Annotated in this window: 22 protein-coding genes; 10 read left to right on the plus strand and 12 right to left on the minus strand. The window is 74.1% G+C overall.

Annotation, left to right across the window (positions count from 1 at the left end; genetic code table 11):
- Positions 1 to 353 precede the first annotated feature (353 nt).
- Positions 354 to 4,103 (minus strand): SpoIIE family protein phosphatase, encoded by a 3,750-nt coding sequence (locus UO65_RS22095; RefSeq protein WP_052021562.1) that lies wholly within the window; start codon positions 4,101 to 4,103, stop codon positions 354 to 356.
- Between the two features lie 141 nt (positions 4,104 to 4,244).
- Between UO65_RS22095 and UO65_RS22100 the strand changes: the two genes are divergently transcribed.
- The 3 genes from UO65_RS22100 (at position 4,245) to UO65_RS22110 (ending at position 6,170) form a co-directional block, all read left to right on the plus strand.
- Positions 4,245 to 5,198, plus strand: a complete 954-nt coding sequence (locus UO65_RS22100) for a sensor histidine kinase (RefSeq protein ID WP_233427791.1) — start codon at positions 4,245 to 4,247, stop codon at positions 5,196 to 5,198.
- A gap of 71 nt (positions 5,199 to 5,269) precedes the next feature.
- Positions 5,270 to 5,737, plus strand: a complete 468-nt coding sequence (locus tag UO65_RS33545) for a hypothetical protein (RefSeq protein ID WP_052021564.1) — start codon at positions 5,270 to 5,272, stop codon at positions 5,735 to 5,737.
- 28 nt (positions 5,738 to 5,765) lie between these two features.
- Positions 5,766 to 6,170, plus strand: a complete 405-nt coding sequence (locus tag UO65_RS22110; RefSeq protein WP_052021566.1) for an SRPBCC family protein — start codon at positions 5,766 to 5,768, stop codon at positions 6,168 to 6,170.
- A gap of 87 nt (positions 6,171 to 6,257) precedes the next feature.
- Here the strand turns inward: UO65_RS22110 and UO65_RS22115 are convergent, their stop codons facing one another.
- The 6 genes from UO65_RS22115 to UO65_RS22140 all read right to left on the minus strand — a co-directional run bounded on the left by UO65_RS22115 (position 6,258) and on the right by UO65_RS22140 (position 12,412).
- The gene (locus UO65_RS22115; protein WP_035285872.1) at positions 6,258 to 6,647 is read right to left on the minus strand and encodes a VOC family protein; all 390 of its coding nucleotides are present in this window, start codon (positions 6,645 to 6,647) and stop codon (positions 6,258 to 6,260) included.
- Positions 6,644 to 6,940, minus strand: a complete 297-nt coding sequence (locus UO65_RS22120; protein ID WP_035285945.1) for an ArsR/SmtB family transcription factor — start codon at positions 6,938 to 6,940, stop codon at positions 6,644 to 6,646. The genes UO65_RS22115 and UO65_RS22120 overlap by 4 nt, the downstream gene beginning before the upstream one ends.
- A gap of 85 nt (positions 6,941 to 7,025) precedes the next feature.
- Positions 7,026 to 7,763 (minus strand): MerR family transcriptional regulator, encoded by a 738-nt coding sequence (locus UO65_RS22125; RefSeq protein ID WP_152552206.1) that lies wholly within the window; start codon positions 7,761 to 7,763, stop codon positions 7,026 to 7,028.
- Positions 7,764 to 7,853: 90 nt separating this feature from the next.
- Complete coding sequence (gene recQ / locus UO65_RS22130; protein ID WP_035285947.1) at positions 7,854 to 9,695, minus strand: DNA helicase RecQ; 1,842 nt, start codon at positions 9,693 to 9,695, stop codon at positions 7,854 to 7,856.
- A 303-nt stretch (positions 9,696 to 9,998) separates the two neighbouring features.
- A complete protein-coding gene (locus tag UO65_RS22135) occupies positions 9,999 to 11,258 on the minus strand; it encodes a glycoside hydrolase family 16 protein (protein WP_035285878.1) in 1,260 nt (419 codons plus the stop codon).
- A 173-nt stretch (positions 11,259 to 11,431) separates the two neighbouring features.
- On the minus strand, positions 11,432 to 12,412 hold the full coding sequence (locus UO65_RS22140) for a DNA polymerase domain-containing protein (RefSeq protein WP_035285881.1): 981 nt from the start codon (positions 12,410 to 12,412) through the stop codon (positions 11,432 to 11,434).
- Between the two features lie 362 nt (positions 12,413 to 12,774).
- Between UO65_RS22140 and UO65_RS22145 the strand changes: the two genes are divergently transcribed.
- Together UO65_RS22145 and UO65_RS22150 are read left to right on the plus strand one after the other, a co-directional pair.
- Positions 12,775 to 13,680, plus strand: a complete 906-nt coding sequence (locus tag UO65_RS22145; RefSeq protein WP_233427792.1) for an alpha/beta hydrolase family protein — start codon at positions 12,775 to 12,777, stop codon at positions 13,678 to 13,680.
- A gap of 93 nt (positions 13,681 to 13,773) precedes the next feature.
- On the plus strand, positions 13,774 to 14,919 hold the full coding sequence (locus UO65_RS22150; protein ID WP_035285884.1) for a PucR family transcriptional regulator: 1,146 nt from the start codon (positions 13,774 to 13,776) through the stop codon (positions 14,917 to 14,919).
- Positions 14,920 to 14,931: 12 nt separating this feature from the next.
- On the opposite strand, the gene UO65_RS22155 is transcribed toward UO65_RS22150, so the two are convergent.
- From UO65_RS22155 to UO65_RS22170, 4 genes are read right to left on the minus strand one after another with little or no spacing between them, the layout of a single operon-like run.
- Positions 14,932 to 15,864, minus strand: a complete 933-nt coding sequence (locus tag UO65_RS22155; RefSeq protein ID WP_035285888.1) for an anti-sigma factor RsbA family regulatory protein — start codon at positions 15,862 to 15,864, stop codon at positions 14,932 to 14,934.
- Positions 15,861 to 16,712, minus strand: a complete 852-nt coding sequence (locus tag UO65_RS22160) for an MEDS domain-containing protein (protein ID WP_035285891.1) — start codon at positions 16,710 to 16,712, stop codon at positions 15,861 to 15,863. The genes UO65_RS22155 and UO65_RS22160 overlap by 4 nt, the downstream gene beginning before the upstream one ends.
- A 49-nt stretch (positions 16,713 to 16,761) precedes the next feature.
- Positions 16,762 to 18,003, minus strand: coding sequence for a helix-turn-helix domain-containing protein (locus UO65_RS22165; RefSeq protein ID WP_035285896.1), 1,242 nt, complete (start codon positions 18,001 to 18,003; stop codon positions 16,762 to 16,764).
- A 59-nt stretch (positions 18,004 to 18,062) separates the two neighbouring features.
- Positions 18,063 to 19,757, minus strand: coding sequence for a fatty acyl-AMP ligase (locus tag UO65_RS22170; RefSeq protein WP_052021571.1), 1,695 nt, complete (start codon positions 19,755 to 19,757; stop codon positions 18,063 to 18,065).
- A gap of 194 nt (positions 19,758 to 19,951) precedes the next feature.
- Here UO65_RS22170 and UO65_RS22175 point away from each other — a divergent pair, with 194 nt between their 5' ends.
- From UO65_RS22175 to UO65_RS22195, 5 genes are all read left to right on the plus strand, one after another.
- A complete protein-coding gene (locus UO65_RS22175) occupies positions 19,952 to 20,332 on the plus strand; it encodes a YchJ family protein (RefSeq protein ID WP_035285952.1) in 381 nt (126 codons plus the stop codon).
- A 126-nt stretch (positions 20,333 to 20,458) separates the two neighbouring features.
- Complete coding sequence (locus UO65_RS22180) at positions 20,459 to 21,829, plus strand: MFS transporter (RefSeq protein WP_084176107.1); 1,371 nt, start codon at positions 20,459 to 20,461, stop codon at positions 21,827 to 21,829.
- Between the two features lie 13 nt (positions 21,830 to 21,842).
- Entirely contained in the window at positions 21,843 to 22,055 is a 213-nt protein-coding gene (rpmE, locus tag UO65_RS22185) for a 50S ribosomal protein L31 (protein WP_035285903.1), read from the plus strand.
- Between the two features lie 134 nt (positions 22,056 to 22,189).
- The gene (locus UO65_RS33550) at positions 22,190 to 22,810 is read left to right on the plus strand and encodes a TetR/AcrR family transcriptional regulator (RefSeq protein WP_146241255.1); all 621 of its coding nucleotides are present in this window, start codon (positions 22,190 to 22,192) and stop codon (positions 22,808 to 22,810) included.
- A gap of 146 nt (positions 22,811 to 22,956) precedes the next feature.
- Positions 22,957 to 24,069: a DNA alkylation repair protein gene (locus UO65_RS22195; protein WP_035285908.1), complete on the plus strand. Its 1,113-nt coding sequence runs from the start codon at positions 22,957 to 22,959 to the stop codon at positions 24,067 to 24,069.
- Between the two features lie 10 nt (positions 24,070 to 24,079).
- Here UO65_RS22195 and UO65_RS22200 read toward each other — a convergent pair whose 3' ends face one another.
- A complete protein-coding gene (locus UO65_RS22200; protein ID WP_035285911.1) occupies positions 24,080 to 24,688 on the minus strand; it encodes a DUF4291 domain-containing protein in 609 nt (202 codons plus the stop codon).
- Positions 24,689 to 24,738 lie beyond the last annotated feature (50 nt).

Genomic DNA, 24,738 nt, shown 5'->3' on the forward strand with positions numbered 1-24,738 from the left:
AGAGGCTGTCACATGATCGCCACCCCCGGCCAAACACATCCACCCACCCGGGCATCTGCTTAGCCGGGCCGCCGGTTTTGGGGGTGGTCGGCTGGCCGAGCACATCCACCCTCCCGGGCATGTCTGTGGTCGGGCTGGTGGTTTTCGGGGTGGCCGGTCTGCGTTGAGGACATCCACTCACCCGGGCATGTCTGTGGTCGGGCTGGTGGTTTTCGGGGTGGCCGGTCTGGGTTCAGGACATCTACCCACCCGGGCATGTCTGTAGTCGGTCCGGCGGTTTGTGGGTAGTCGGTTGTTCTTGCTGTGCCGGTGGGGTTCGCGGTGGCGGGCGTTGGGGACAGGCCCCGGTGGGGTCACATCCGCCCGGCGGTGTGCCGGTACAGCAGTGCCGCGACGTCGTCGTCGTGGCCGTGTTCGGGGGCCAGTCCGGTGATCACCCGGTGCAGTGCCTCGTCCAGTGTCGGTGCGTCCCCGGCTTCCACGAGTGCTCGCACGGCCCGTTCGATGCCGTCGTCGATGACCTCCCCTCGCCGTTCCACCAGGCCGTCGGTGTAGAGCAGGACGGTGCAGCCGTCCTCCAGGGTCACCGTGGCCTGCGGGCGCGCCGCGGTGCCGCGCACCGCCAGCGGCACCGAACTCGCCCCGTCCAGTTTGCTGGTGCGCCCGCCCCGGCCCGCGACGAGGCCGGGCAGGTGTCCCGCGCTGCTGTAGACGAGGGTGCCTGCCTGGTCGTCGACGATCGCGCAGAACACCGTGGTGCAGGTGGCGCCGGGCAGCAGCTCGGCGAAGTCGTCCAGGGCGGTGAGCACCTGGGCCGGGTCGATCGCCTGTTGCAGCAGTGCGCGGCAGGCGCTGCGGAGTTGGCCCATCACCGACGCCGCGCGCAGCCCGCGGCCCACGCAGTCACCCACCACCACGCCCACCCGGTGCTCGTCGAGGCGCACCACGTCGTACCAGTCGCCGCCGACCTCCAGCGGTTCCAGGGCGGGCTCGTAGCGCACGGCGAAGCCCTCGGGCAGGTCGGTGGGGCCGAGGATGGAGCGCTGCAGCGTCACCGCCACGGTCCGCTGCTCGTCGAACGAGCGGGCCCGGGTCAGCGCCAGGCCGAGCTGCGCGCACAGCGAGCCGAACAGGTACCGGTCCACATCGGACACCCGCTGCGGCGGGTCCAGCTCCAACCAGACGGCGGTCTCCTCGCCCCCGGCGTCCAACCGGGCGGCGATGCCCAGCGAGCGCCGGTCCGCCCCCGGTTCGGGCACCACCTGCGGGGTGCGGGTGCGCCGGGCGGCGTCCAGCGCCGAGCGGGCGTGGGCGGGCAGGTCGTCCCAGCCGCGCCCGTCGGCGTCGGCCACCACCTCGGGCCGGTCGCCCCGGGTGCCCGACCCCTCCGAACCCCGGGACCAGGCGACCGCCACCGCGGGCCGGGTCGACCACGCCCCGCCCAGGCCGCTGCTGCCCGCCGCCAGCACCTCGCCCACGTCGGTGGCGTCGGCCAGCGCGGCGGCGAAGGTGGCCAGGGCGGCGTCGCGCTCGGCGGCCACCCGGTCGGAGGTCACGTCGCGCACGGTGCCCACGAACAGCTTCGGGCCCGCGCCCAGCGGCGGCACCTCGTTGACGCTCACCGCCAGCCACACCCGGCGCCCGGTGTCGCGCCGGGCGGGCACCTCGAACCGGCCGCCGCCCCCGGCCAGCGCCTGGTCCAGGGCGTCCTCCAGCCGCTGCGCGGCGCGCGGGTCGACCTCGCTGACCGGCCACCACGGGTAGGGGCGCGGGTAGGGCAGGCCGCGGGCGTCGAAGCCGAGGATCTGCCCGCAGGCGGCGTTCATCTCCAGGATCGTGCCCGCCGCGTCCATCATGAAGAACCCGTCGTCCAGCGACTCCACCAGCGCCGCCCGCCAGGCCGCCTGGTGGCTGCGCAGCCGGGCCAGCTCCAGGTTCGACCGCACCCTGGCCACCAGCTCCTGGGCGGAGAACGGCTTCGACAGGTAGTCGTCGGCGCCCGCGGCCAGGCCCTCGATCGCGGCCTCCTCACCCGCCCGCGCCGACAGCAGGATCACCGGGATGTGTTCGGTGCTGGGGTTGCCGCGCAGCGCGGCCAGCAGCCCGTACCCGTCCAGGCCGGGCATCAGCACGTCGGTCAGCACCAGGTCCGGCCTGCCCCGGCGGACCGCGGTCAGGGCCTCGTCGCCGTTCGCCGCGACCGCCACCTCCCAGTGCCTGCTCAGCAGCCGCACCAGGAACCCGCGCAGGTCGGCGTTGTCCTCCACCACCAGCACCCGGGAGCCGCCGGTGGCGCGCGGGTCGGCCCGCGGCAGCGCCTCCACCCAGGACGTGCCCCCGCTCCAACCCAGCGCCTCGTCCAGGTACGCCTCGGCGACCGCGCCGCGCGCCGGGGTGGCGGTGCCCGGGGAAGCCTCGCCGTAGGGCAGGGTCACGGTGAACGTGGTGCCCACCCCCGGCTCGCTCGCCGCGTGGATGTCGCCGGAGTGCAGGTGAACCAGCTCCGCTGCCAGGGCCAGCCCGATACCGGTGCCCTCGCGGGAGCGGGCGGCGGGCTCGCGGACCCGGTGGAACCGGTCGAACAGCCGGGGCAGCTCGTGGGCCGGGATGCCCAGGCCGGTGTCGGTCACGGTCAGCACGGCCCGGCCGCCGCGGTCGGCGACGGCCACCTCGATCGAGCCGGTGAGGGTGAACTTCAGCGCGTTCGACAGCAGGTTCAGCACCACCCGCTGCCACATGTCGCGGTCGACCGCCACCTCCCTGGGCAGCGGCGGGGCGTCCACCCGCAGCTCCAGGCCCGCCCGCTCGACCGCCGGGCGGAACGAGTCGGCGATCGCGGCGGTGAACACCGACAGGTCGGTGGCGCCGGGCTCGGCCCGCAGCGAACCGCTCTCGATCCGGGTGAAGTCGAGGATGTTCTCCACCATCCGCACCAGCCGGGCGGCGTTGCGGCGGATCACCTCCACCCGCTCGCGCTGCGCGGGCGGCAGCGGCTCGACCACGTCGACCAGCGCGTCCTCGGCGGGACCGGCGATGAGCGTCAGCGGGGTGCGCAGCTCGTGGCTGACGTTGGCGAACAGCTCGGTCTTGGCCCGGTCCAGCTCGGCCAGCGACTCGATCCGCCCGCGCTCGGCGTCGTGCGTGGCCGCGTTCGCCAGGGCCGCGGACACCGCCGCTGCCACCAGGTCGAGGAACTCGCGGTACCCCGACGACAGGTCCAGCATCGGGTTCGGCACCGCGACGAGCACCCCGCCCACCCCGGTCAGCGAGGTCAGCGGCAGCGCCAGCGCGCGCGCCCCGCCGCCGGGCGGTTCCGGGAGCCACGCCGCCTCCCCGTCGGCGAACACCGTGCGCAGCACCTCGACCACCGGGTCGGGCCCCACCAGGTTGATCGTCAGCGGCGCGGACTCGCGGTGGACCGCGCCCGCCAGGACGAGCTGCTCGCCGTCGAGCAGGTAGAGCAGCGCCCGGGGCACGTCCTCGGGGTCGTCGGCGAGCGCGGTGGCGGTGACCCGGCCGATCCGCTCGGTGTCCGACAACCCGGTCAGCAGCGTGCCGAGCCTGCCCAGCGCGCGCATCCGCCGCTCGCCCAGCACCCGGCCGGTGGTCTCGGTGACCAGGCACAGCACCCCGCCGACGTACACCGCGCCGTCCCCGCCCCCGGGGGCGTCGACGAACACCGGGTCGTAGGAGACGTCGAAGTAGGTCTGCTCCAGGAAGCCGTGGCGCTCGATCGAGAACGGGTGGTCCTGCGCCCAGAACGGGGTGCCGGTGCGGTGGACGCGGTCCAGCAGCGGCGCCAGCACCTCCCACAGCTCGCCCCAGTTCTCCTCGGCGGGCCGCCCCAGCGCGCGGGGGTGCTTGTCGCCGATGGTCGGGGCATAGGCGTCGTTGTAGACGGCGATCCGCTCCGGCCCCCAGAACAGCACCATCTGCTGGCGGGAGGAGATCATCGTGCGCACCACCGACCGAAGCTGCGGGTGCCAGCCCTCGGCGGGCCCGAGCGGGGTGCGCGCCCAGTCGACCGCGGCCAGCAGTCCGGTCACCGGGTCCGACCCGGTGAACGGTGGGCCGGACCGCCCGCTCTCGTGCTCGACCGCCAACCCAGCCGCCTTCCCGTCGTCGCCTGGGACAGTATCCGGGCAGAACCCGGGTGCCCGCACGACGCGGTGTCCGGCCGGGGTGGACGGGGCGGGCTAGATTGAGCGCACTCAACCCGTGATGGCCGAGAGGGGCGTGGAAGGTTGACGGCACCACCGGCCCGCGCGCACCCGGTGCCCACCGCGCGCGACCACACCGCGCTGTTCTACCGGGACCACGACGAGTACCTCGACTGCGTCGCCGCCTTCGTGCGCGAGGGCGTCCTCGGCGGCGAGTCGGTGACCGTGGCTGTGCCCGCCCCGAACCTCGGACCGCTGCGCGACCGCTGCGCCGACGACGGCGTCGGTGAGCGGGTGCGCTGGCTCGACATCGCCGACGTCGGCGGCAACCCCGGCAGGCTCGTCCCCGCCGTGCTGCACCCGGTGCTGCACCTGGGCGCCCGGGTCGTCACCGAGGTGGTCTGGCCGGGGCGCGCGCCGATGGCCTACCCGTCCTGCGTGCGGTACGAGGCGCTGACGAACTCCCTGCTCGACGGTCGGGCCGTGCGGGTGCTCTGCCCCTACGACGCCCGGCGGCTGCACCCGAGGGAGCTGGCCGACGCGCTGGCGACCCACCCCGGGGTGCTGGAGCACGGCGCCCGGCGACCCAGCCCCGGTTACGCCCCGCAGGTCGCGCTGGAGACCTACAACCAGCCCTTCCCCGACACGACCGAGACCGCGGTCGAGCTGGAGGTCGACAGCGGACGGTTGGCGAACGCGCGCGGCCTCGCGGGCGAGCGCGCCCGCGCCGTGGGCCTCGACGAGGAGCAGGCGGGTGACGTGGCGCTGGTGGTCACCGAACTGCTCACCAACAGCGTCGAGCACGGCGGCGGCGCGGCCGTGCTGCGGCTGTGGGCCGACGCGGGCGGCCTGGTGTGCGAGGTGCGCGACCGGGGCAGGCTGGTCGACCAGCTCGCGGGCCTGCGCCCGGCCCCGCACGACCAGCCCAACGGCCGCGGTCTGCTGCTGGTGAACACCCTCGCCGACCTCGTCGCGGTGCACACCGGTGCGGGCGGGACGACGATCCGCGCGCACTTCGCCCGCAGAACGGGTGCTTGACCCGGCGGAAGACCGGGTACGTCCCCAGGCAGTGACAGTCAGATCCTGATTGCGACCTGGAGGACGAGGAGATGACCGAGCACCCCCGCGGCATGGCCCGCAGGCTCGTCGCCGTCACCCGCGGTGGCGGTGCCGACCCGCGTGGCACCGACGGTGCGCTCGACGTGCTGACCGGTCCCGACCGCCACGAGCGCCTGACCGCCGTGCTGCACGAACTGGTGGTCGCCACCGCCGACATGATGCTGCTGCGCGCCGACACCCCGGTGGCGGAGAAGGCCTTCGTGCTCGACCTGCGCGACGAGGAAGGTCAGCCCGTCGTCGTCGACCAACTCGACCCGCCGGTCCGCGCGCTGGTGCGCGCCCTGCTCGCCGAGCTGAACGGAAGGCCGGAGGACACCGACTTCCAGCTTTCCCTGGCGCTGCGCGAGGACGAGCGCTACGACCCGGTCGACGTGCTGGTCCTGGCTCTGCTGTGGACGGTCGGCTCCATCGAGTGGTGCGAGGAGAACGACGCACCCACCCCGGGCTGGCTCGTGTAACCGGTGTGGACGTGGGTACTCGGTCCCCATGTGCCACTACAGCCACACCGCCACCGCGGCCGTTCCAGCGGACGAGGTCTTCGCCTACCTCGCCGACGTCCGCCACCTGCCCGAGTTCTTCCCCAGAATGGTCAGCGCGGAACCCGTGGGGGAACAACCGTCCGGGAACCGGGAGGTGGCGATCGAGACCGATGTGGACGGTGAACGGGTCGCCGCCAAGGCCTGGGTGCTGGTCGACCCGGAGACCCGCTCCCTGCGCTGGGGCGCGGACGGCCCCAACGACTACCACGGCTGCCTCCAGGTGACCGACATCGGTGCCGGGGAGTGCTCGATCGAGGTCTCCCTGCACACCGCGCGCACCGACGACCCGGACGTCCAGTCGGGGATCGAGATGACCGTGGCCCAGCTCACCCAGGCCGTCGCCGCCGCCTGACCCCCCTCGAAGGCCCCGTCGTGGAACGTGTTCGGCCCGAACCGGGCACGCGGAACCGCCAGGTGTCGGTGAGCGGGTGGCAGTGGACTACTTCATGGCGGCGAGCTGGATCAGGTTGCCGCAGGTGTCGTCGAAGACGGCGACGACCACCGGTCCCAGGTCCGTCGCGTCCTGGGTGAACCGCACGCCCAGCCCCTTGAGCCGCTCGACCTCGGCGGGCACGTCGTCCACGGCGAACTGGGTGAACGGGATGCCGTCGGCGACCAGCGCCTCCTTGAACGGGCCCGCCGCCGGGTGGCCGTCCGGCTCCAGCAGCAGTTCGACACCGTCCGGGTCGGCGGGGGAGACCACGGTGAGCCAGCGGGCCTCGCCGGTGGGCACGTCGGTCTTCTTGGTGAATCCCAGCTTCTCTGTGTAGAAGGCCAGCGCTTTGGCCTGGTCGTCGACGAACACGCTGGTGATGTTGACGCGGATCACGGGTTCGGTTCTCCTGGGGTGGGGGGCCACCGCTCCACTATGGAGCGCAGCGGGCCCGTGTCGATGTGGTGGAACTTGTACCGGCCTTCCCGCCGGGTGCGCACCAGGCCCGCCTGTTCGAGCACCGCGAGGTGTTGCGAGATGGCCTGGCGCGAGGAGCCCAGGCCGTGCTTCATCGTCAACCTGCCGCAGATCTCGAACAGCGTCTGACCGTCCTTGTCGGTCAACTCGTCCAGGATGGTGCGCCGCGTCGCGTCGCCGAGGGCCTTGAACAGCTCGGGGTCCGCGTCCACGAGCACAGTTATACGCAAGCTGTCACTTGCCTGTCAAGGCGGGGTGGGCCGGGGGAGCGCCCCCCGACCCACCCGGGGTCGCACCTCAGCCGGTCGTGTTGGCGCGGGTGATGAAGTCGATCAGCTCCTGGTCGGGGCCGCAGAACTCCTGCTCGACCCGCGCCGCGTTCTCCTCGTACATCCGGTACAGGGAGTCGCGCAGCCCGCTGTCGCCGCCGTGGAACTGCTCCAGCAGGCCCATCCACTCGCGGGCCAGCTCGCGGGCCTCCGGCGCGCCGGGGTCCATGCCCGCCGCGACCGCCGCCCGAACGCGGGGGATGAGCACCTGCCAGGCCTGCTCGGCACCCGCGATGGTGTCCTCGCCCAATCGCTCCCGGCGCTCGGCCAGTTCGGCGAGCTGGGTCTGGTCGAAGTACCTCTGCATCGTCTCGTCCACTGTGGTCACCTTCCGGATCAGGTCCAGGAAGTCGGTGACGTCGGCGCGCCGGTCCCCCCGGACCGCCGTCAGCACGGTGCCCAGTTGCGCGCGCAGTGTGCGCAGGGCCGTGATCCGGTCGTCGAGGTGTTCGCGGTGCCGGGCGAGCAGCGGCTCCAGGGGAGCGTCGCCCGCCAGGACCCGACCGATGGCCTCCAGGGACAGTCCGATCTGGCGCAGGGCCAGGACCCGGTAGAGGCGGACCACGTCCGCCTCCCCGTACAGGCGGTGGCCCGCCTCGGTCCGCGCCGACGGGCTGACCAGGCCCAGGCGGTCGTAGTGGTGCAGGGTGCGCACCGTGAGACCCGCCGCCTCGGCGAGCTGCCCGATCTTGTGGAGTTGCCCCATCGCGCCGTTCACCTCCTCCCACCGGCCCGTTCGCGCCGGCACGGACGACGCTAAGTCCTGACGTCGCGTCAGGTGCAAGGCCGAATCCGGTCAGCCCTCCGCGAGGGTGTCGAGGATCTGCTGACCGTACTTGGCCAACTTGTTCTCCCCGACGCCGCTGATGGTGCCCAGCGCCGCCAGGTCGGCGGGGTGCTGCGCGGCTATGGTGCGCAGGGTGGCGTCGTGGAAGATCACGTAGGCGGGGACGCCCTGCTCCTTGGCGGTGGCGGCCCGCCAGGCGCGCAGGCGCTCGAAGACCGGGGCGGCCTCGGTGGACAGCGCCACGGCCGGGGTGGCGGCCCGCTTCGACCGGGTGCCGCCGCCGCTGCCCGCCGGGCGCTCGGGTTCGCGGCGGAGCATGACCTGGCGGGACCGGCCCAGGACCTCGGTGCTGGCCCCGGTCAGGTGCAGCGTGCCGTAGTCGCCCTGCACCGCGAGCAGTCCCTGGGCCAGGAGCTGGCGGACGACCCCGCGCCACTCCTGGTCCCTGAGCTCGGTGCCCTTGCCGAAGGTGGCGAGCTGGTCGTGCCGGTGCTGGGTGATCTTGTCGGTCTGCTTGCCCAGCAGGATGTCGATGATCTGACCCGCGCCGAAGTGCTGGTTGCGCTCCTTGTCCAGGCGCCAGACCGCGGACAGCAGCTTCTGCGCGGCGACCGTGCCGTCCCAGGACTCCGGCGGGGTCAGGCAGGTGTCGCAGTTGTCGCACTTGCCCTCGGCGGTCTGGCCGAAGTAGTTCAGGAGCTGGCCGCGGCGGCACTCGACCGTCTCGCACAGGGCCAGCATCGCGTCGAGGTGCGCGCTGAGCCTGCGGCGGTGGGCCAGGTCGCCCTCGGACTGGTCGATCATCTTGCGCTGCTGCACCACGTCGGCGAGGCCGTAGGCCAGCCAGGCGGTGGACGGCAGCCCGTCGCGGCCCGCGCGACCGGTCTCCTGGTAGTAGCCCTCGACCGACTTGGGCAGGTCGAGGTGCGCCACGAACCGGACGTCCGGCTTGTCGATGCCCATGCCGAAGGCGATGGTCGCGACCACGACCAGCCCGTCCTCGCGCAGGAACCGCGACTGGTTGCGCGCCCGCGTCCCGGCGTCGAGGCCCGCGTGGTACGGCACAGCCGGAACCCCGTTCTGCGACAGGAATTCCGCGGTCTTCTCCACCGTGGCGCGCGAGAGGCAGTAGACGATGCCCGCGTCGCCCGCGTGCTCGGTGCGGATGAGGTCGAGGACCTGCTTCTGCGGGCCGGCCTTGGGCACGATCCGGTACTGGATGTTCGGCCGGTCGAAGCTGGCCACGAAGTGCCGGGCCTGACCCAGGTCGAGGCGTTCGGCGATCTCGGTGTGCGTGGCCTCGGTGGCGGTCGCGGTCAGCGCGATGCGCGGCACGTCCGGCCACCGCTGGTGCAGCTCCGACAGCGCCAGGTAGTCCGGGCGGAAGTCGTGGCCCCACTGCGACACGCAGTGCGCCTCGTCGATGGCGAACAGCGCCACCTTCCCCCGGCCCAGCAGGTCCACGGTGGAATCCAGCCGCAGCCGTTCCGGCGCCAGGTAGAGCATGTCCAGCTCACCGGAGAGGAAGTCGCGCTCGACCTCGCGGCGCTGGTTGTGGTCCTGGGTCGAGTTGAGGAACCCGGCGCGCACACCGACGTTGCGCAGCGCGTCGACCTGGTCCTGCATCAGCGCGATCAGCGGGGAGATCACCACGCCCACGCCGTCGCGGACCAGCGACGGGATCTGGTAGCACAGCGACTTGCCGCCGCCGGTGGGCATCAGCACCAGCGCGTCGCCGCCGCCGACCACGGTGTCGATGATCTCGGCCTGCTCGCCGCGGAAGGCCTCGTAGCCGAAGACCCGCCGCAGCACCTCCAGCGGCGACTCCGGTTCGCGCGGGCGCGCGGGCACCGCGACCTCGGCCGCGAACTCGGCGGCCTCGGCGGTCGTCGCGGGCCGGGTGGTCCCCGCGGTCGGGGCCGGGTCGAAGTACTCGGGCTCGTCGAACTCGTCGGGCTCCGGTGGCAGCGGGAGGTCCGCGTAGTCGGTGGCGAAGTCGGCGACGCTGTACTCGGTGTGGTGGGCGGACACGCGGCGATACTACGGCGATCGGCCGACACGGCGGCGACCGCCGCGTCCCGCCTGTGGACAACTCCGAGTCATCCCGGAGTCGCCCCAGGTCAGGATGCGGCGGTCAGCTCGGGACGGGTCGGCTCAGGGAGTGGTCCACTTCTGCTGCGCGGCGCCGGTGCACGCCCAGATCTGGGTCCGGGCACCGTCGTTCGAGCTGCCGTCGACCACGTCCAGGCACTTGTTCGCGGTGACGTTGACGATGTCGCGCGCCCCGCTGACCGCCCACCTCTGCGCGCCGGTGCCGTTGCACGTCCACAACTGGACCCGGGCGCCGTTCGCGGTCGACCCCGAGGTGACGTCGAGGCACTTGCCGAACGCCCTGATCGTGCCGTCGGTGCCGAAGGTCCAGCTCTGCGCGGGGTTCGACGAGCAGTTCGCGATCTGCACCGGGGTGCCGTCCGCGGTGGCGGCCCCGGCCACGTCCAGGCACTTGCCCGCGATGCCGGTCACCCGGCCGGTGCGCGGCGCGGTGCCACCGTCCCCGCTGGTCACGTGCACGTAGTCGACCACGAGCTGGTTCGGGAACGGGGTCGAGCCGTTGGGGTCGCCCGGCCAGTAGCCGCCGACGGCGAGGTTGAGGATCATGTAGAAGGGGTGGTCGAAGACCCAGCGGTTGCCGCCGACGTCGGCGGTGGTCTTGGTGCTGTAGGCGTTGCCGTCCACCGACCAGACGATCCGGCCGGGGGTCCAGTCGACGGCGAAGGTGTGGAAGCCGTCGGCGAAGGTGGGGCCGCTGTAGCCCGCGCCGATGCCGCCGGAGCCGGAGTAGCCGGGGCCGTGGATGGTGCCGTGCACGGTGTTGGGCTCGAAGCCGACGTTCTCCATGATGTCGATCTCGCCGGAGTTGGGCCAGCCGACGCTGCCGATGTCGCTGCCCAGCATCCAGAACGCGGGCCACATGCCCTGCCCGCGCGACATCTTGATCCTGGCCTCGTAGTGGCCGTAGGTCTGGGTGAAGGTCTGCGCGGTGGACAGCCGCGCCGAGGTGTACTCGCAGCGGCCGTACCAGCACTGGTAGTTGCCGGGGTTCTCCCGCTTGGCGGTGATGACCAGGTTGCCGTTGCCGTCGAGGGCGGCGTTGTTGGTGCCGCTGGTGTACCACTGGCGCTCGTGGTTGTTGACGTTGTCGCCGGTCTCGAAGCGCCACTTCGAGCCGTCGACCGGCGCCCCGGCGGGGCCGTTGAAGTCGTCGGTGAAGGTGGCCGCCGCGGCGCTGACGTCGGCGGCGGGCGCCGCCTGGGCGTCGGTGCCGGGGGAGAGCGGGACCACCAGGGCGGCCACGGCCACGGCGGCCAGGGAGAACGCGCCGCGGAGACGGGATCTGGTCGACTGCACTGTCACCGGTGTCACCTCTTTTGCGGACGCCACGGAGCACGCCTGCCCGGTCGGGGCCGGTGGGGCGCGTCGTGGGTGTTTGTGCGGGGTGACAACAAACTATGCCTGGTCCAGACCACTGCGAGCAAGGGGAACTTTTTCCCGAACGTCCCGGTGGTGCGGGATCGGTGCACGGGTGCTCACTTCGCGGGGGCGTCGCCACCGGCCCGCTCGGCCGCCCGCTTGCGGCGCTTGCCCTCGTGCATGGCCTGCACCCTGGCCACCGGGATGGTGTGCCCCTCGGCGACGAGGTCCCCGGGCAGCGCCACCGGCCGGGGCATCAGGTCGGCCCACGGGTCCCGGCCGCCGAGCAGCGCGGGCGCGGTGGTGATGGTGAAGTCGCCGGGGCGCGCGTCGTCGAGGTCGGACCAGGGCAGGGGGAAGGAGACCGGGAGGCCGGGGCGCCTGCGCGGGCTGTAGGCGGCGGCGACGGTCGCGCCGTGCGCGCGGGTGGAGTCCAGGAACACCCTGCCGTGCCGGTCGTCGCGGATGAACGCCGTCGTCGCCAGCTCGGGGTCGAGCCGCTCGGCGCGGGCGGCCAGCGCGCGCATCGCCGCGGCCATGTCGTCGGCGCTCTCCTCCTCCGTCACCGGGACGAAGATGTGCAACCCCTTGGCACCGCTGGTCTTCACCACGCCCGCCAACCCGCAGTCCTCCAGCGCCCGGCGCACCAGGTGCGCCGCGCGGACGGCCACGGCGAAGTCGCCGCCCTCGGGCGGGTCGATGTCGAGGACCAGGTGCGTCGGCCTGCCCGGCCGGGCGGCGGTGGCCAGCGTCGGGTGGTACTCGATCGCCCGCTGGTTGCCGAACCACAGCAGCGTGCGGCGGTCGTCGCACAGCGCGTAGGAGATCTCCCGCTTCGACGACTCCGCCCACACCGGCACCGTCCTGACGAACGAGGGGGTGTACTTGGGGACGTTCTTCTGCATGAACGCGTCCTGCCCGCGCAGCACCCGCACCACGGACAGCGGCCTGCCCGACAGCACGGGCAGGAACCGGTCGGCCACGGCGTCGAGGTAGTCGACCAGGTCGCGCTTCGTCGCGCCCGCGCCGTCGAACAACTCCTGGTCCAGGTTGGTGAGGCCCACGCCGTCCCTGGTCTCGCCCTTGTCGCCGCTCATCGCCCCACCCTGCCCACCCCGGGCACCCCCGGCAACCTCGCCACCGGCGCGGGGACGCGCGGGGCCGGTCCGCCGCGGGGTTTGTGCAGGATGCGCAATGCAGTGGCGGAAAGGGATGGTTGTCCGCTGGTGACAATGTCGGGAAAAATTGTGCGCACACCCGGACGTTCACCGTTTGGGTGCCTCCCACCAGGGGTAATTGACATAGGCGGGGATTGCCGCGCAAGACACTCACGTCCATGAGTGGTCGGGTCGGCAATCCACGGACATTTGTGCACTCTTTGCCCGCACCCGTTTTCCTCGCCGTAATGCTGCCTTAGCGTACGAACTCCGGAACCGCCCAAATGTCGAGGAGTTCGATCGTGCGTCGTAACATCGTGAAGAGGTCGGCGGTGCTGGCCGCCGCCGCGGCGGTGGGCGCCGCGGCATTCCTCGGCCCCCAGGCGTTCGCCGGGCAGCCCGACACCACCACCTCGGCGGCGCTCCAGGTCAGCGCCTTCGCCAAGGGACCGGACCCGACCGACCAGTCCATCCGGGCGCAGAAGGGCCCGTTCGCCGTCCAGCAGCAGTCCGTCGCCGCCCAGTCCGGCCGCGCGTTCAACCGGGGCACGGTCTACTACCCGACCGACACCTCCCAGGGCACCTACGGCGCCGTCGCGGTGATCCCCGGGTTCCTGGAGCCGGAGTTCACCACCTCCTGGTACGGCCCCACCCTGGCCTCCTACGGGTTCGTGGTCATCACCCTGGAGCCCAACTCCATCACCGACTTCCCGGAGCCGCGCAGCAACCAGCTCCTGGCCGCGGTGGACTGGCTGGCCAACGAGTCCCCGGTCAAGGACCGGGTCGACCCGAACCGCCTCGCGGTCATGGGCCACTCCATGGGCGGCGGCGGCACCCTGCTCGCCGCGAGCAAGAACCCGGCGCTGAAGGCCGCGATCCCGCTGGCCCCGTGGAACATGTCCTCCAACTTCAGCGACGTCACCGTCCCCACCCTGATCATCGGCGCGGACAACGACGTGATCGCCCCGACGTTCATGCACGCGGACCCGTTCTACGAGTCGCTGAAGGGCAACCAGAACCAGGGCTACCTCAAGCTCAAGGGCGCGGACCACTTCACCACCAACGGCTACACGGCCACGGTGACGAAGTTCGCCGTGTCGTGGCTCAAGCGCTTCGTCGACGACGACACCCGCTACTCGCAGTTCCTCTGCCCGGCCCCCAGCCCGGACGCCTCCTTCGTCAGCTTCAAGGTCGGCTGCCCGGTCTAGCCCGAACCGGCGGGGGGTGGGGCGGACAACGGTGTCCACCCCGCCCCCCGTCCTCGTTCCCGTCCTGCACCGACGACAGCGGGGGGCACCGGCATGACCGCGGCGCGCACGACCCGCACCACCCCGCCCGCCGAGGACCTGCGCCTGGCCGTCGCCGCCCGCGCCCGCCGCTCGGACCTGGTCCGCACCGCGGTCGAGGCGATCACCCGGTCCGCGGGCCCGCGCGATCCCGCGGACCTGGCCGCCCTCACCGCCACCGTCACCGCCGCCGTCGACGTGGGCCTGGACGCGGTGTTCGACGGCCGCTGCGCCCCACCGGCGTGGCGGCTGCTGCTGGGCGAGGTGGGCGCGGCGGAGCGGCGGGCGGGCCGCGGCCTGGAGGTGGTCGAGTCCGCCACCCGGGTCGCCGCCAGGGCGGTCTGGCACCACCTGATCGTGCTCGCCCGCAGGCTGCGGGTGTCCCCCACGGCCACGGTCGCCGTGGTGGACGCCCTCTTCGCCTTCACCGACACCGTGTGCGAGGCCGCCCGCGACGGCCACCGGGCCGCGGCGGGGAGCACCGACCCCGGCCGGGCCGAACTGCTGGCCCTGCTCCTGGCCCCCGCGCCCGTCCCCGACCTGACCGCCCGGGCGGCCGAGGCGGGCTGGCCGCTGCCGGACCGCGTCACCGCGCTCGTCGCCGACACCCCGTTCCGCGTCGATCCCGCCCGCCTTCCCCCCGGCGCCCTCACCGACCCGGACCGGGCGGGCACCTGCCTGCTCGTCCCCGCCGACCAGCCGATCCCCGAGGCCCCCAGCACCCGCCGGGGCATCCGCTTCGCCGCGGGCCCCCCGGTGCCCACGGCCGACGCCCACCGCTCGGCCCACTACGCCAGGACCCTCCTCGACCTCGTCGACCGGGGCACCCTGCCCACGCGGCGCCTCACCCGGGCCGACGACCACCTGCTCACCCTCCTGGCCGCGGCGGACGACGGCCTGCTGCCCTGGGTTCGCTCGGCCACCCTCGCCCCGCTCGCCGCGCTCTCCCCGGGCCGCCGCGCCAAGCTGCTCACCACCCTCGCCCTGTGGCTGCGCCACGACGGGGACGTGCGCGAGGTGGCGCAGCGGGTGGGGCTGCACCCGCAGACGGTGCGCTACCGCCTCCAGCAGCTCAGGGACCTGCTCGGCGACTCGGCGCTGGAGGGCGAGCAGCGCTTCCTGCTGCGGTTGGCCCTGGTCACCGCCCCCCGGGCGCGCTGAGCGCGCTCGGGTTCAGGGCAGCCGGAAGTACGCGCGGATCGTGGTGCCCGCGTCCCCGGTGTGGACGCGGACCAGGTCGGCGATGCTGTGCACCAACCACAACCCGCGCCCGGACGGCTGGCCCACGGTCAGCGGGCGGGTCCCGGCGAGCGGGTCGGTGAAGCTGCCGGTGTCGCTGACCGAGCAGACGAGCCGGTGCCCCTCCCGCCACACGGCGAGGGTGCACCGCCCGCCGCCGTGGGTGAGGCTGTTGGCGACGAGTTCGGAGAGGACCAGTTCGAGGTCGGGCACCCGGTCCCCGGGGAGGCCGAGGTCGGTCGCCAGGAGGGTGATCACCCCGCGCAGGGGGCGGATCTCCGCGGCGGTGGCGATCGCGTGGACGGTGGCGTGCGGCACGTGGGGCAGCGGGTGGTTGTGGTTGACCAGCACGTCGTGGGGTGCGTAGCGGTCGCTGGCGCCGCGCGCGCCCCCGGCCCAGACCTCCGGGTGGGTGGCGCGCGCCTCGGCCAGGACGTGCGGGTCGAGGGCCGCGGCGTCGTAGGGGCAGAGGATGGTGGCGGCGCGGTCGGCGAACGCCAGGTTGATCAGCGCCTCGTGCCGGGCGCAGGCCGGGTACTCGGTGGCGTCGCGGCCCGGCCAGACCGGTTCGCCGACGATGCGCACGCGCCTGCCGGGGTGCCGGTCGGCGAAGTGGCCGAGCACGGTGGCCAGGATGCGGCCCGGGTTGCCGCCCGCCACCGCCATGTCCCGCGCCCACACCGCCTCGGCGTGCCCGCCCAGGGCCTCGCGCAGCAGCTCCAGCCGCCGGGCGGGCACGGCGACGGCGACCGGCTCGCCCGCCTCCACGCCCTCGACGACGAAGGGCACCAGGGTGTCGAGGTAGTCGGCGTCGTCGTCGTAGAAGAAGGCGGGGTGGGTGAACGCGGGGGAGGCGGGTCGGGTCATGCGGGCAGCTCCACGCGCACGCCGTCGAGCCCCAGCAGGCCGGTGATCCGCGCGGCCCCGCGGTGGGCGGTGCGCAGGACGAGCGTCGCCCCACGCGACCTGGCGTGTTCGGCGAGGGTGATCAGGTTGCGGTGGTCGACGAACTCCAGGCCGGTGGCGTCGAGGGTGATGGTGGCGTCGTGGACCGGCAGGTCCGCCCGGTCGAGCGCGGAACCCAGGTGGTCGGCGCCGCACAGGTCCAGTTGGCCGCCCAGGGCCGCGGCGCAGCCCGGCAGCGGGGAACCGTGCAGGCGGAAGCCCGCGGTGTCGGAGTTGGCGTGCGGGTGCATGACCGCCAGCCGGGTGATGGTGTCCTCCCCGAGGACCCGCTGGTCGTAGCCGCAGAGCGCGGAGAACGGCCGGGCCGTCATGTACCGGTCGACGAGGTGCTCGTACCGGGTGAACGCCGCCGCCTGCGGGGCGGTCCGCACCAGGGGGGTCACCTCCGCGGCGACCCGCAGGCCCGCGAACCCGGCGGCGACCGCCTCGTCGGTGGCCGCGGCGTACCGGTCGACCTGCTCGCCCGGCTCGATCACCGCGTCGTCCGCGTAGGCGGAGTCGAGGGGGGTGACGCGCAGGTCGCCCTCGTCCAGGGCGCGGTCGAGCCGGGCCGACCGGCGCAGCTCCCCGACCGCCGGTGCCGCGTCGTCGGCGGAGACCACGTACATCGGGCGCAGCCCGAGCCGCAGGCCGTCGGCGAGGAAGTCGCGTGCGTGCGTGCGGAACTCGACCGGATCGCGGTACCGCCAGCAGGCGTGCGCCTGCGGTCCCAGTCCCCGGGTGCCGTGGACCACCCCGGCTGATCTCATGCGGCCATCGTAGGCCACCCCGCCGCCGCCCCGGCCCGTTCGCGCCCGGTCAGGGGACCCGCGTCGGCACGTCCCGGTCCACCGGCTCACCCGCCGTGCGCAGCAGCGCCCGCAGCCGCAGGACCACCTGCGCCTCCAACCGGAACGACGGGTCGCTGAGCCGGTCACCGAGCAGCGACTCCAGTTGCCGCATCCGGTTCCTGGCCGTCTGCGGGTGCACGCCCAGCGCCTCCGCGACCTCCGGCGCCGTCCGGCCCCACGACGACAGCAGGGCGTCCAGCGTCTCCTCCAACCGGGTCGCCTTGCCCCGGCTCAGGTCCGTCAGGCAGGACACGGTGCGCTGCGCCAACAACCGCCCCAGCGGCTCGTTGCCGGTCAGCATCACCTCGCTCAGGTGGTCCGCCGCGCTGACCATCCCGTCTCCCGACGCCTGCACCATCTTGCGCCGCACCAACCGGTTCACCGACCGCGCGCAGTGCAGCGACAGCCACGCCTCGGCCAGCGGGACGGTCGGCCCCAGCACCGCCTGCCGCTCCCGCAGCCGGGCGCGGACCGCGGCCAGGCTGTCGTCGATCGCCGTGTCCGGCAGCACCAGCACCAGTTCCGGGCCGCGCGGCAGCACCAGCACGTCCCGGTCGAACGCGTCCTGCTCGGCCGGGGTCGTCAGCACGCACGCCACCGCGGCGGGCAGCGGCCACTGCGCCCGCGCGGCCAGACCGGACAGGGGGGCGCCGCCGGTGGGGCGGCGCTCCAGCAGGCGCTCGGCGAGGGCGCGGCGGTCCTGGCCCAGGCGGTTGTCGTCGTTGTGCTCGCGGGCGGCGGCGTAGCCCTTCACCGATTCGTTGGCCAGGGCGTTGATGTGGATCAGCACCGCCTCGCTCAGCACCAGGACCGTCTCGGTGGACAGGCCCGCGTCCCGGGCGAGCTGGATGTAGCAGCGGCAGCCGACCCGCGCCCCGATGCGGTAGGCGGCCTGGAGCAGGTCGAGGCTGCGGCCGTTGCGGTACTCGGTCTCGCCCAGCCCGCGGAAGAACAGCGCGTTGTCCGCCCGCGGGCTGCGCGGGTCCTCGACCAGGTCGGCGAAGTCGTGCAGGGCGCGCTTGACCGCGCTGGTGAAGTCGTGGCCGAACGGGGAGTCCGCGGGCTTGCGGTAGTCGGGCAGTTCGCGGGCGATGGTCTCGATCATCTCGCGGCCGATCACGTCGATGCGCGGGCGGAGCACCGCCGCGAACTGCCGCGGTATCCTCGGCCACGCGTTCGCCGACCGCTCCGCCGGACCGCCTGGCTGCATGTTCCCACTCCTCGCGCCCACCGGCGACCAGTCGAGGTTATCGGCCCGCCCGAACGCGGTCAATCGTGCCCCGCCCGCCCCGCCAGGTACCGCTCCCTGCTCGCTGACCTGCGGATCTTCCCGCTCGACGTGCGCGGTGCCTGCCCCGGTTCGAGCAGCACCACCTCGTGCACCCGCACCCCGTGCGCGGCGGCGACCGCGGGTCGGATGGCCGAGGCGACGTCGGCGCGGGTGGCGATCCCGGCGCCTGCGGTCCGGGACCGCTCGGCCACCACGACCAGCCTGCCGCCGTCCGGGCCGGGCACCCCGAACGCGGCGACCGCGTGCGGGCGGACCGCGGGGTGCGCCCGCTGCACCGTGCGCTCGATGTCCTGCGGGTGGTGCTCGCGCCCGCCCGCGGTGATGACCTGCGTGCGCGGGCCGAGCACGAACAGCGCGCCGTCTACGACCACGCCGAGGTCGCCGGTGCGCAGCCAGCCCGCCCCGTCGACGACCGGCCCGCCGTCGCGCCAGCGGCCCCGGGCGACGTTGAGGCCGCGCACCCGGATCTCGCCGACGCGCCCGTCCGGCACCGGGTCCGCCGTCTCCGGGTCCACGATGGACAGTTCCTGGCCGACCGCCGCGCCGCACCCGACGAGCGTGCTCGCCCGCCGCCCCCGACCAGCGGGCACCGCCTCCCCGAGCCCGAGGCGCCGGGCGTCGAACGAGCGCACCACCGGCGCCCCCGCCGGGCTCGCGGCCACCAGCACCGTCGCCTCGGCCAGGCCGTAGGCGGGGCGGTGCGCGTCGGCGCGCAGCCCGCACTCGGCGAAGACCCGGTGGAACAGCTCGACGTCGTGGTGGTGCACCGGTTCACCGCCGTTGACCAGGGCCACCACGTGCTCCAGCCGCAGCCCCGCCCGCTCGGCGGCGGTGCTGCGCTCGGCGGCGTGGGCGTAGGCGGAGCTGGGGGCGCCGGTCACCGCGCCCGGGTTGTCCGACAGCGCCCGCAGCCAGCGCCCCGGCCGGTGCAGGAAGGCCCTGGGGGCCATCAGCACGGTCCGCTTGCCCAGCAGCAGCGGCACGGTCAGCCCGATCGCCAACCCCATCTCGTGGAACAGCGGCAGCCAGTTCACCGCCACCTCCGCGCCCGCCCCGAAGCACGCCCCGGCCTGCGCCGCGCCCGCGTGCAGGTTGCGGTGGGTCAGCGCCACGCCCACCGGGTCGCGGGTGGTGCCGGAGGTGTACTGCAGGTACGCCACGGCGTCGAGGTCCGGCTCGGCCGGGCCGGTTCCCCGGCCCTCGGCCGGGGGCAGCGCGTCCACCGGCACCACCCGCGCGGGCGCGCACCCGGCCACGAACGCGGCCACCGCCTCCAGCCCGGTCCACGTGGTCAGCACCAGTTCCGGCGCGCAGTCGACCAGCGCGGCCACCAGGGTGTCGTCGTGGCGGGAGGCGGGCGGGAACAGCGGCACCGCGATCCGCCCGGCGCGCAGCACCGCCAGGAACGCCGCCACGTAGGACGGCGACTGCTCCAGCAGGATCGCCACCCGCGCCCCCGGCGCGCAGCGCGGGCGCACCCAGGCCGCGATCGAGTCGACCAGGTCGTCGAGGCCGCGCCAGGTCAGCGTCTTCTCGGCGTCGCGGTCGTGGTCGAGGAAGGTCAGCGCGGGCAGGTCGGGGGTCCGGTCGGCCCACCGCCGCAGCAGCGCGGGCAGCGCGACCGCGTCCGCCACCGCGGTCGTGGTCCGCCGCGCGGCGGGAACGGTCGTCACGGCTCCTCGAATCCTGCGACAGCGTCGTCGTCCCGTCGACCCTACGGCCGCCCGACCAGGGCGGACAGGTCCTCGACCCGGTCGCCCCGGAAACGCTCACCGGGATCAGCGCGCGGGGCGCCACCGTGCTCAACGGGGTGCGCGTTCCGCCGGTGGCGCACCCCGTGCCGCACCCTCTGGCGCACAATGGCGCCGTGCCCCCCATCCCTTGCCCCTGCGGAACCGGCCTGCCCCTCGTGGACTGCTGCGGTCGTGCCCTCTCCGGCACCGCCCCCGCGGCCACCGCCGAAGCCCTCATGCGCTCCCGCTTCACCGCCTTCGCCGAGGGCGACGCCGACTACCTGCTGCGCAGTTGGCACCCCGACACCCGCCCGCGCCGGGTCGAGCTCGACCCCGACCAGCGCTGGGTCCGGCTGGAGGTCCTCGGGCGCACCGGCGGCGGCCTGCTGCACGCCGAGGGCACCGTGGAGTTCCGCGCGCACTACCTCGAGGGCGCGGGCCAGGGCGTCCTGCACGAGAACAGCCGCTTCACCCGCAGCGACGGGAATTGGGTCTACTGGGGAACCGTGCGCTGATACGGTCCCGGGCGTGGCACGTGAACGCCGTCCTTCCGCCAAGTACGCGGTGTAGCTCCGCGGACCCAGCCCGCCGGTGACAACCGGCGGGCCGGTTCGCCCTGCTCACCCACCGGAAGGAAATCCGTGCTCCGCCCACGTCCGACGGCCGTGCTGGCCGTCGTCCTGCTCTCCACCGTCGTCTTCCCCCTCACCATCACCGGCTCCTCCGCCGCGCTGCCCGACATCGCGACCTCGCTGTCGGCGGGGCCGGGCGCCACGCGCTGGGTGGTGACCGGCTACAACGCCGCGTTCGCCGCGTTCCTGGTGTTCACCGGCTCCCTAGCCGACGTCCTCGGCAGGCGCCGCTGCTACCTGGCGGGAGTCGCACTCTTCGCCGCCGCGGGCCTCACCAGCGCCTTGGCCACCGACGTCGTCGCGCTCGACGCCCTGCGCTTCGCGGCCGGGATCGGCGCCGCCGCGGCCGTCACCGGCGGCGGCTCGATCCTCGCCGAGACCTTCTCCGGGGCCGCCAGGGCCAGGGCCTTCGGGCTGCTCGGGACCGTCCTCGGCGCCGGTCTCGCCTTCGGCCCCACGATCGGCGGCCTGCTCGTCGACCACCTGGGCTGGCGGGCGGTGTTCGCCGTGCCCGCGGCGCTGGCTGCTTTCGCGCTCGTCTGCGCCCCGTTGCTCCCGGTCCTGCCCGGGAACCCCCACCGCCGCGTCGACTGGGCCGGGGCGGCGCTGTCGACCGCGGCGCTGCTGGTGGTGATCACCGCGGTGTCCGAGGCGGCCTACTGGTGGCTGCTGCTGGTGCCGCTGCTCGGCGCCGCGTTCGCCCGGGTCGAGCGGCACCGGCCCGACCCGCTGTTCGACCTGGGGTTGCTGCGCAACCGCCGGTTCACCGCGCTGTCGGCGGCGGCCGGGTCGTTCATGGCCGTGCTGGTGCCGCTGCTGGTCTACCTGCCGTCGTACCTGATCTCCGTGGTGGGGATGGGCGCGGGCGAGGCCGGGCTGTGGCTGCTGCTGCTCACCCTGCCCACGGTGGTGCTGCCCCCGCTCGGGGCGCTGCTGGTGCGGGCCGTGCCCGTGCCCGTCGTCGTGGTGGGGTCGCTGCTGGGAACCGGCGCGGGCGCGCTGCTGCTGGTCACCGCGACCCCGCGCCCGGGGCCGTGGATGGGCGCGTTCGTGCTGGTCGGCGCCGGTGTCGGGCTGACGACGGGCCTGCTGGACGGGCTGGCGCTGGGCGCCGTCCCCGGCGAGCAGGCGGGCGCGGCGTCGGGCATGTTCAACGCCGCGCGGCTCGGCACGGAGACGGTGGCGCTGGCCGCGGTGGGCCCGCTGCTGGCCGCGCTCGGCGGCGGGTCGCTGATCGGCACCGACGGGCTGCGGGTGGTCGGCGCCCTGCTGGGCTGCTTCGCGGCGGTCGCCGCCGGGGTCGTCGGGTGGACCTGGCACAATGGTCGGTCGAACACCGGTTTCGGTTCACCCCGTGACGGGGACCCGACGACCACCTGACGAGGAGAGAACCATGAAGAGCGGCATCCACCCGGAGTACGCGCCCATCGAGGTCACCTGCAGCTGCGGCGTCAAGTTCACCACCCGCAGCACCAACACCTCGGGCTCGCTCTACGTCGACATGTGCTCGAACTGCCACCCGTTCTACACCGGCAAGCAGCGCATCATGGACACCGGCGGCCGGGTCGCGCGCTTCGAGAAGCGCTACGGCAAGCGCCAGAAGTAAGCGCTTCCGCCAGACTCACCGAACGGCGCCCGCCTCGCACCGAGGCCGGGCGCCGTTCGCCGTCCGGTGGGTCCGACCGGGAACCGGGACGCCCGCGAATCCGACCACTGGACAGGTGTGAGGGGGTGCCGGGCATGACGTGGGCGGAACCGTCCCAGCTCGACCGGTTGCTCGACGCGGTGCTGGTCGTGGTGGCGGACAAGGGCTACCCGGCGGCGACGGTCGGGGACGTGGTCGGGTTGGCCGCGGTGTCGAAGCGGACCTTCTACCAGCACTTCGACGGCAAGGAGTCGTGCTTCGTGGCCGCGCACGACCGGGCGGTGGCCCGGGTGCGGGCCCGGCTGCGGGCCGCCGTCGCGCCGCTGCCCGCCGACGACTGGTCGGGCCGGGTGCGGTTGGCCTGGCAGGTCTTCCTGGGCACCCTGTCGGTCCGCCACGCGGTCGCGTGGTCGCTCTACGTCGAGGGGCCCAGGGCGGGCGAGGCCACCGCGCGGCGGGGGATGGCGGCCAACCTGGTCTTCGCCGAGGCGTTCGCCGAACTGCACCGCCGAGCCCGCCTGCGCGACCCGGCGATCCGGCGGCTGCCCCCCGACGTGTTCGAGCTGTACGTCGGCGGCGCCGTCGAACGCATCCGCCGAACCCTCTACACCGACGGCGTCCGCGCCCTGCCCCAGCTCGTGGAGCCACTGGTGCAGACGGCCCTGATCTTCTTCGAACCCGCCCCGGTCCCCGGCGTCGACTGCCTCGCGGGCTGACCGCCCCGTTCACCCCGGCGCGGTGGGGGAGGCGGGACCGGTCAGCGGCGCCACCGAGGTCGTCCGGACCCGCGCGGTGGCCCCGGGAACCGCCGGTTCTGTCGGTCCCCCGCGGCACACTCCTCCCGATCCCCCCGGAGGCCCCCATGCCCTTCGCCGACGAACTCATCGGCACACCGACCGCCCGCGCCCTGACCACGGCCATCCGCGCCGCCGCCCCCGCCGCCCGGCTCACCGCCCTGCGCGCCGCACCGGGGCGGTTCGACGCGCTGGGCCTGCGCGAGCGCAGCGACCTGCTGCGCGACGCGCTGCTGGCGGACCTGCCCGGCGACTACGCCACCTTCGCCGCCACCATCCGCGCCGCCCGGGACGGGGACCGGCCGTTCGCGGGCTGGCTGATCTGGCCGGTCACCTCCGCCGTGGCGGCGAAGGCCATCGCCGAGCGGACCGACACCGCGTTCGACGACGCGCTGGCGCTGCTGGCGGAGCTGACCCCGCGGCTCACCTCCGAGTTCGCCCTGCGCCCCCTGCTCGACCACGACCCCGACCGCGCCCTGGCCACCATCACCACCTGGACGACCTCGCCCGACCCCCACGTGCGCAGGCTGGCGTCGGAGGGCACCCGGCCGTTCCTGCCGTGGGCCACCCGGGTTCCCGGCCTGCTCACCCGGCCCGGGATCACCCTGCCGATCCTGCACGCACTCCACCGCGACGACAGCGAGTACGTCCGCCGCTCGGTGGCCAACCACCTCAACGACCTCAGCCGGGACCACCCGGACCTCGTCGTCGACACCGCCGCGGGGTGGCTGTCGGAACCGGGCGGCAACACCCCCGCCCTCGTCCGCCACGCGCTGCGCACCCTGGTCAAGCGAGGCCACCCGGGAGCGTTGCGGCTCCTGGGGTTCGCCCCGGTCGACGTCGACACCACCGGCCCGGAGCTGTCCGCGTCCTCGGTGCCCTTCGGCGGCACGATCACCTTCCGCGCCTCCATCGTCAACACCGAACCCGACCCGGTCCGCATCGCCGTGGACTACACGGTCCACCACCGCAAGGCGAACGGCGGCCAGACCGGCAAGACGTTCAAGCTCACCACCCGCACCCTCGCCCCCGGCGAACGCCTGGACATCACCCGCGACCACTCCTTCCGCCCCATCACCACCCGCCGCTACCACCCGGGCGAACACGGCTTGGAACTCCACGTCAACGGCGCCTCCACCGGCCGAGCCGACTTCACCCTCCTGCCGCCGCGGGAAACCTGAGCGCGGTGCGTCAGCGGCTCGCCGCCAAGGCGCTGATGTCCTGTTCCTCCAGGGGGTACACCCGCTCCCGGGGCAGGAGTTCCCGCGCCCGCGCGGTCTCCCCGGCCCGCACCAACCGCCCCACCTCCCGCATCAGCGGTGTGACGTCGGTGAGCCCCACGACCCACTCGTCGACGTACCGGCGGACCGCCTCGCCGCGCAACCCGAGTTGCAGCGACCGGTGGCCCAGCGCCTCGTGCCGCAGGCCCCGCTCCGGGTCCCACTGCACCCGCACCGGCGACCCGGCCACCCGCGCCGACCAGGTCGCGTGGTCGCCGTGCACCGCCGCGTCGAAGTGGCTGAGCACCGCCCGCCCGATCGCCCAGTGGAAGCCCTCGCGGCTGATGTCCACGGCCAGCACCCGCTCCTGCCCCGCCTTGTCCGCGTACCCGCACCGGTAGGCCATCCACAGGAACGACGGCTTGACCCAGGTCATCCGGTCCCGCTTGAACGGCGGCGCGAACGTCCCCGCCGCCAACGCGGCGTCGGCGATCTCGGCGGGGTACGCCTGGTAGACCCTGATCGTGCTGTCGGTGTGGACCGCTCGCACCTCTCGGTACGCCTCGCCTTGCTCTCTCACCCGGTGATGGTCGCAACCGGTCGGGGGGTGGCGCACCCGGATATCCGCTG

This window comes from Actinokineospora spheciospongiae, from assembly GCF_000564855.1.
Classification (GTDB): Bacteria; Actinomycetota; Actinomycetes; order Mycobacteriales; family Pseudonocardiaceae; genus Actinokineospora; species Actinokineospora spheciospongiae.

What these genes read in the sequence shown, in the direction of transcription:
- UO65_RS33545 (WP_052021564.1), top strand. Translation starts at nt 5,270, where the DNA reads ATGACCGAGCACCCCCGCGGCATGGCCCGCAGGCTCGTCGCCGTCACC.
- UO65_RS22110 (WP_052021566.1), top strand. Translation starts at nt 5,766, where the DNA reads ATGTGCCACTACAGCCACACCGCCACCGCGGCCGTTCCAGCGGACGAG.
- UO65_RS22125 (WP_152552206.1), bottom strand. Translation starts at nt 7,763, where the DNA reads ATGGGGCAACTCCACAAGATCGGGCAGCTCGCCGAGGCGGCGGGTCTC.
- UO65_RS22140 (WP_035285881.1), bottom strand. Translation starts at nt 12,412, where the DNA reads ATGAGCGGCGACAAGGGCGAGACCAGGGACGGCGTGGGCCTCACCAAC.
- UO65_RS22150 (WP_035285884.1), top strand. Translation starts at nt 13,774, where the DNA reads ATGACCGCGGCGCGCACGACCCGCACCACCCCGCCCGCCGAGGACCTG.
- UO65_RS22155 (WP_035285888.1), bottom strand. Translation starts at nt 15,864, where the DNA reads ATGACCCGACCCGCCTCCCCCGCGTTCACCCACCCCGCCTTCTTCTAC.
- UO65_RS22160 (WP_035285891.1), bottom strand. Translation starts at nt 16,712, where the DNA reads ATGAGATCAGCCGGGGTGGTCCACGGCACCCGGGGACTGGGACCGCAG.
- UO65_RS22165 (WP_035285896.1), bottom strand. Translation starts at nt 18,003, where the DNA reads ATGCAGCCAGGCGGTCCGGCGGAGCGGTCGGCGAACGCGTGGCCGAGG.
- rpmE (WP_035285903.1), top strand. Translation starts at nt 21,843, where the DNA reads ATGAAGAGCGGCATCCACCCGGAGTACGCGCCCATCGAGGTCACCTGC.
- UO65_RS33550 (WP_146241255.1), top strand. Translation starts at nt 22,190, where the DNA reads ATGACGTGGGCGGAACCGTCCCAGCTCGACCGGTTGCTCGACGCGGTG.
- UO65_RS22195 (WP_035285908.1), top strand. Translation starts at nt 22,957, where the DNA reads ATGCCCTTCGCCGACGAACTCATCGGCACACCGACCGCCCGCGCCCTG.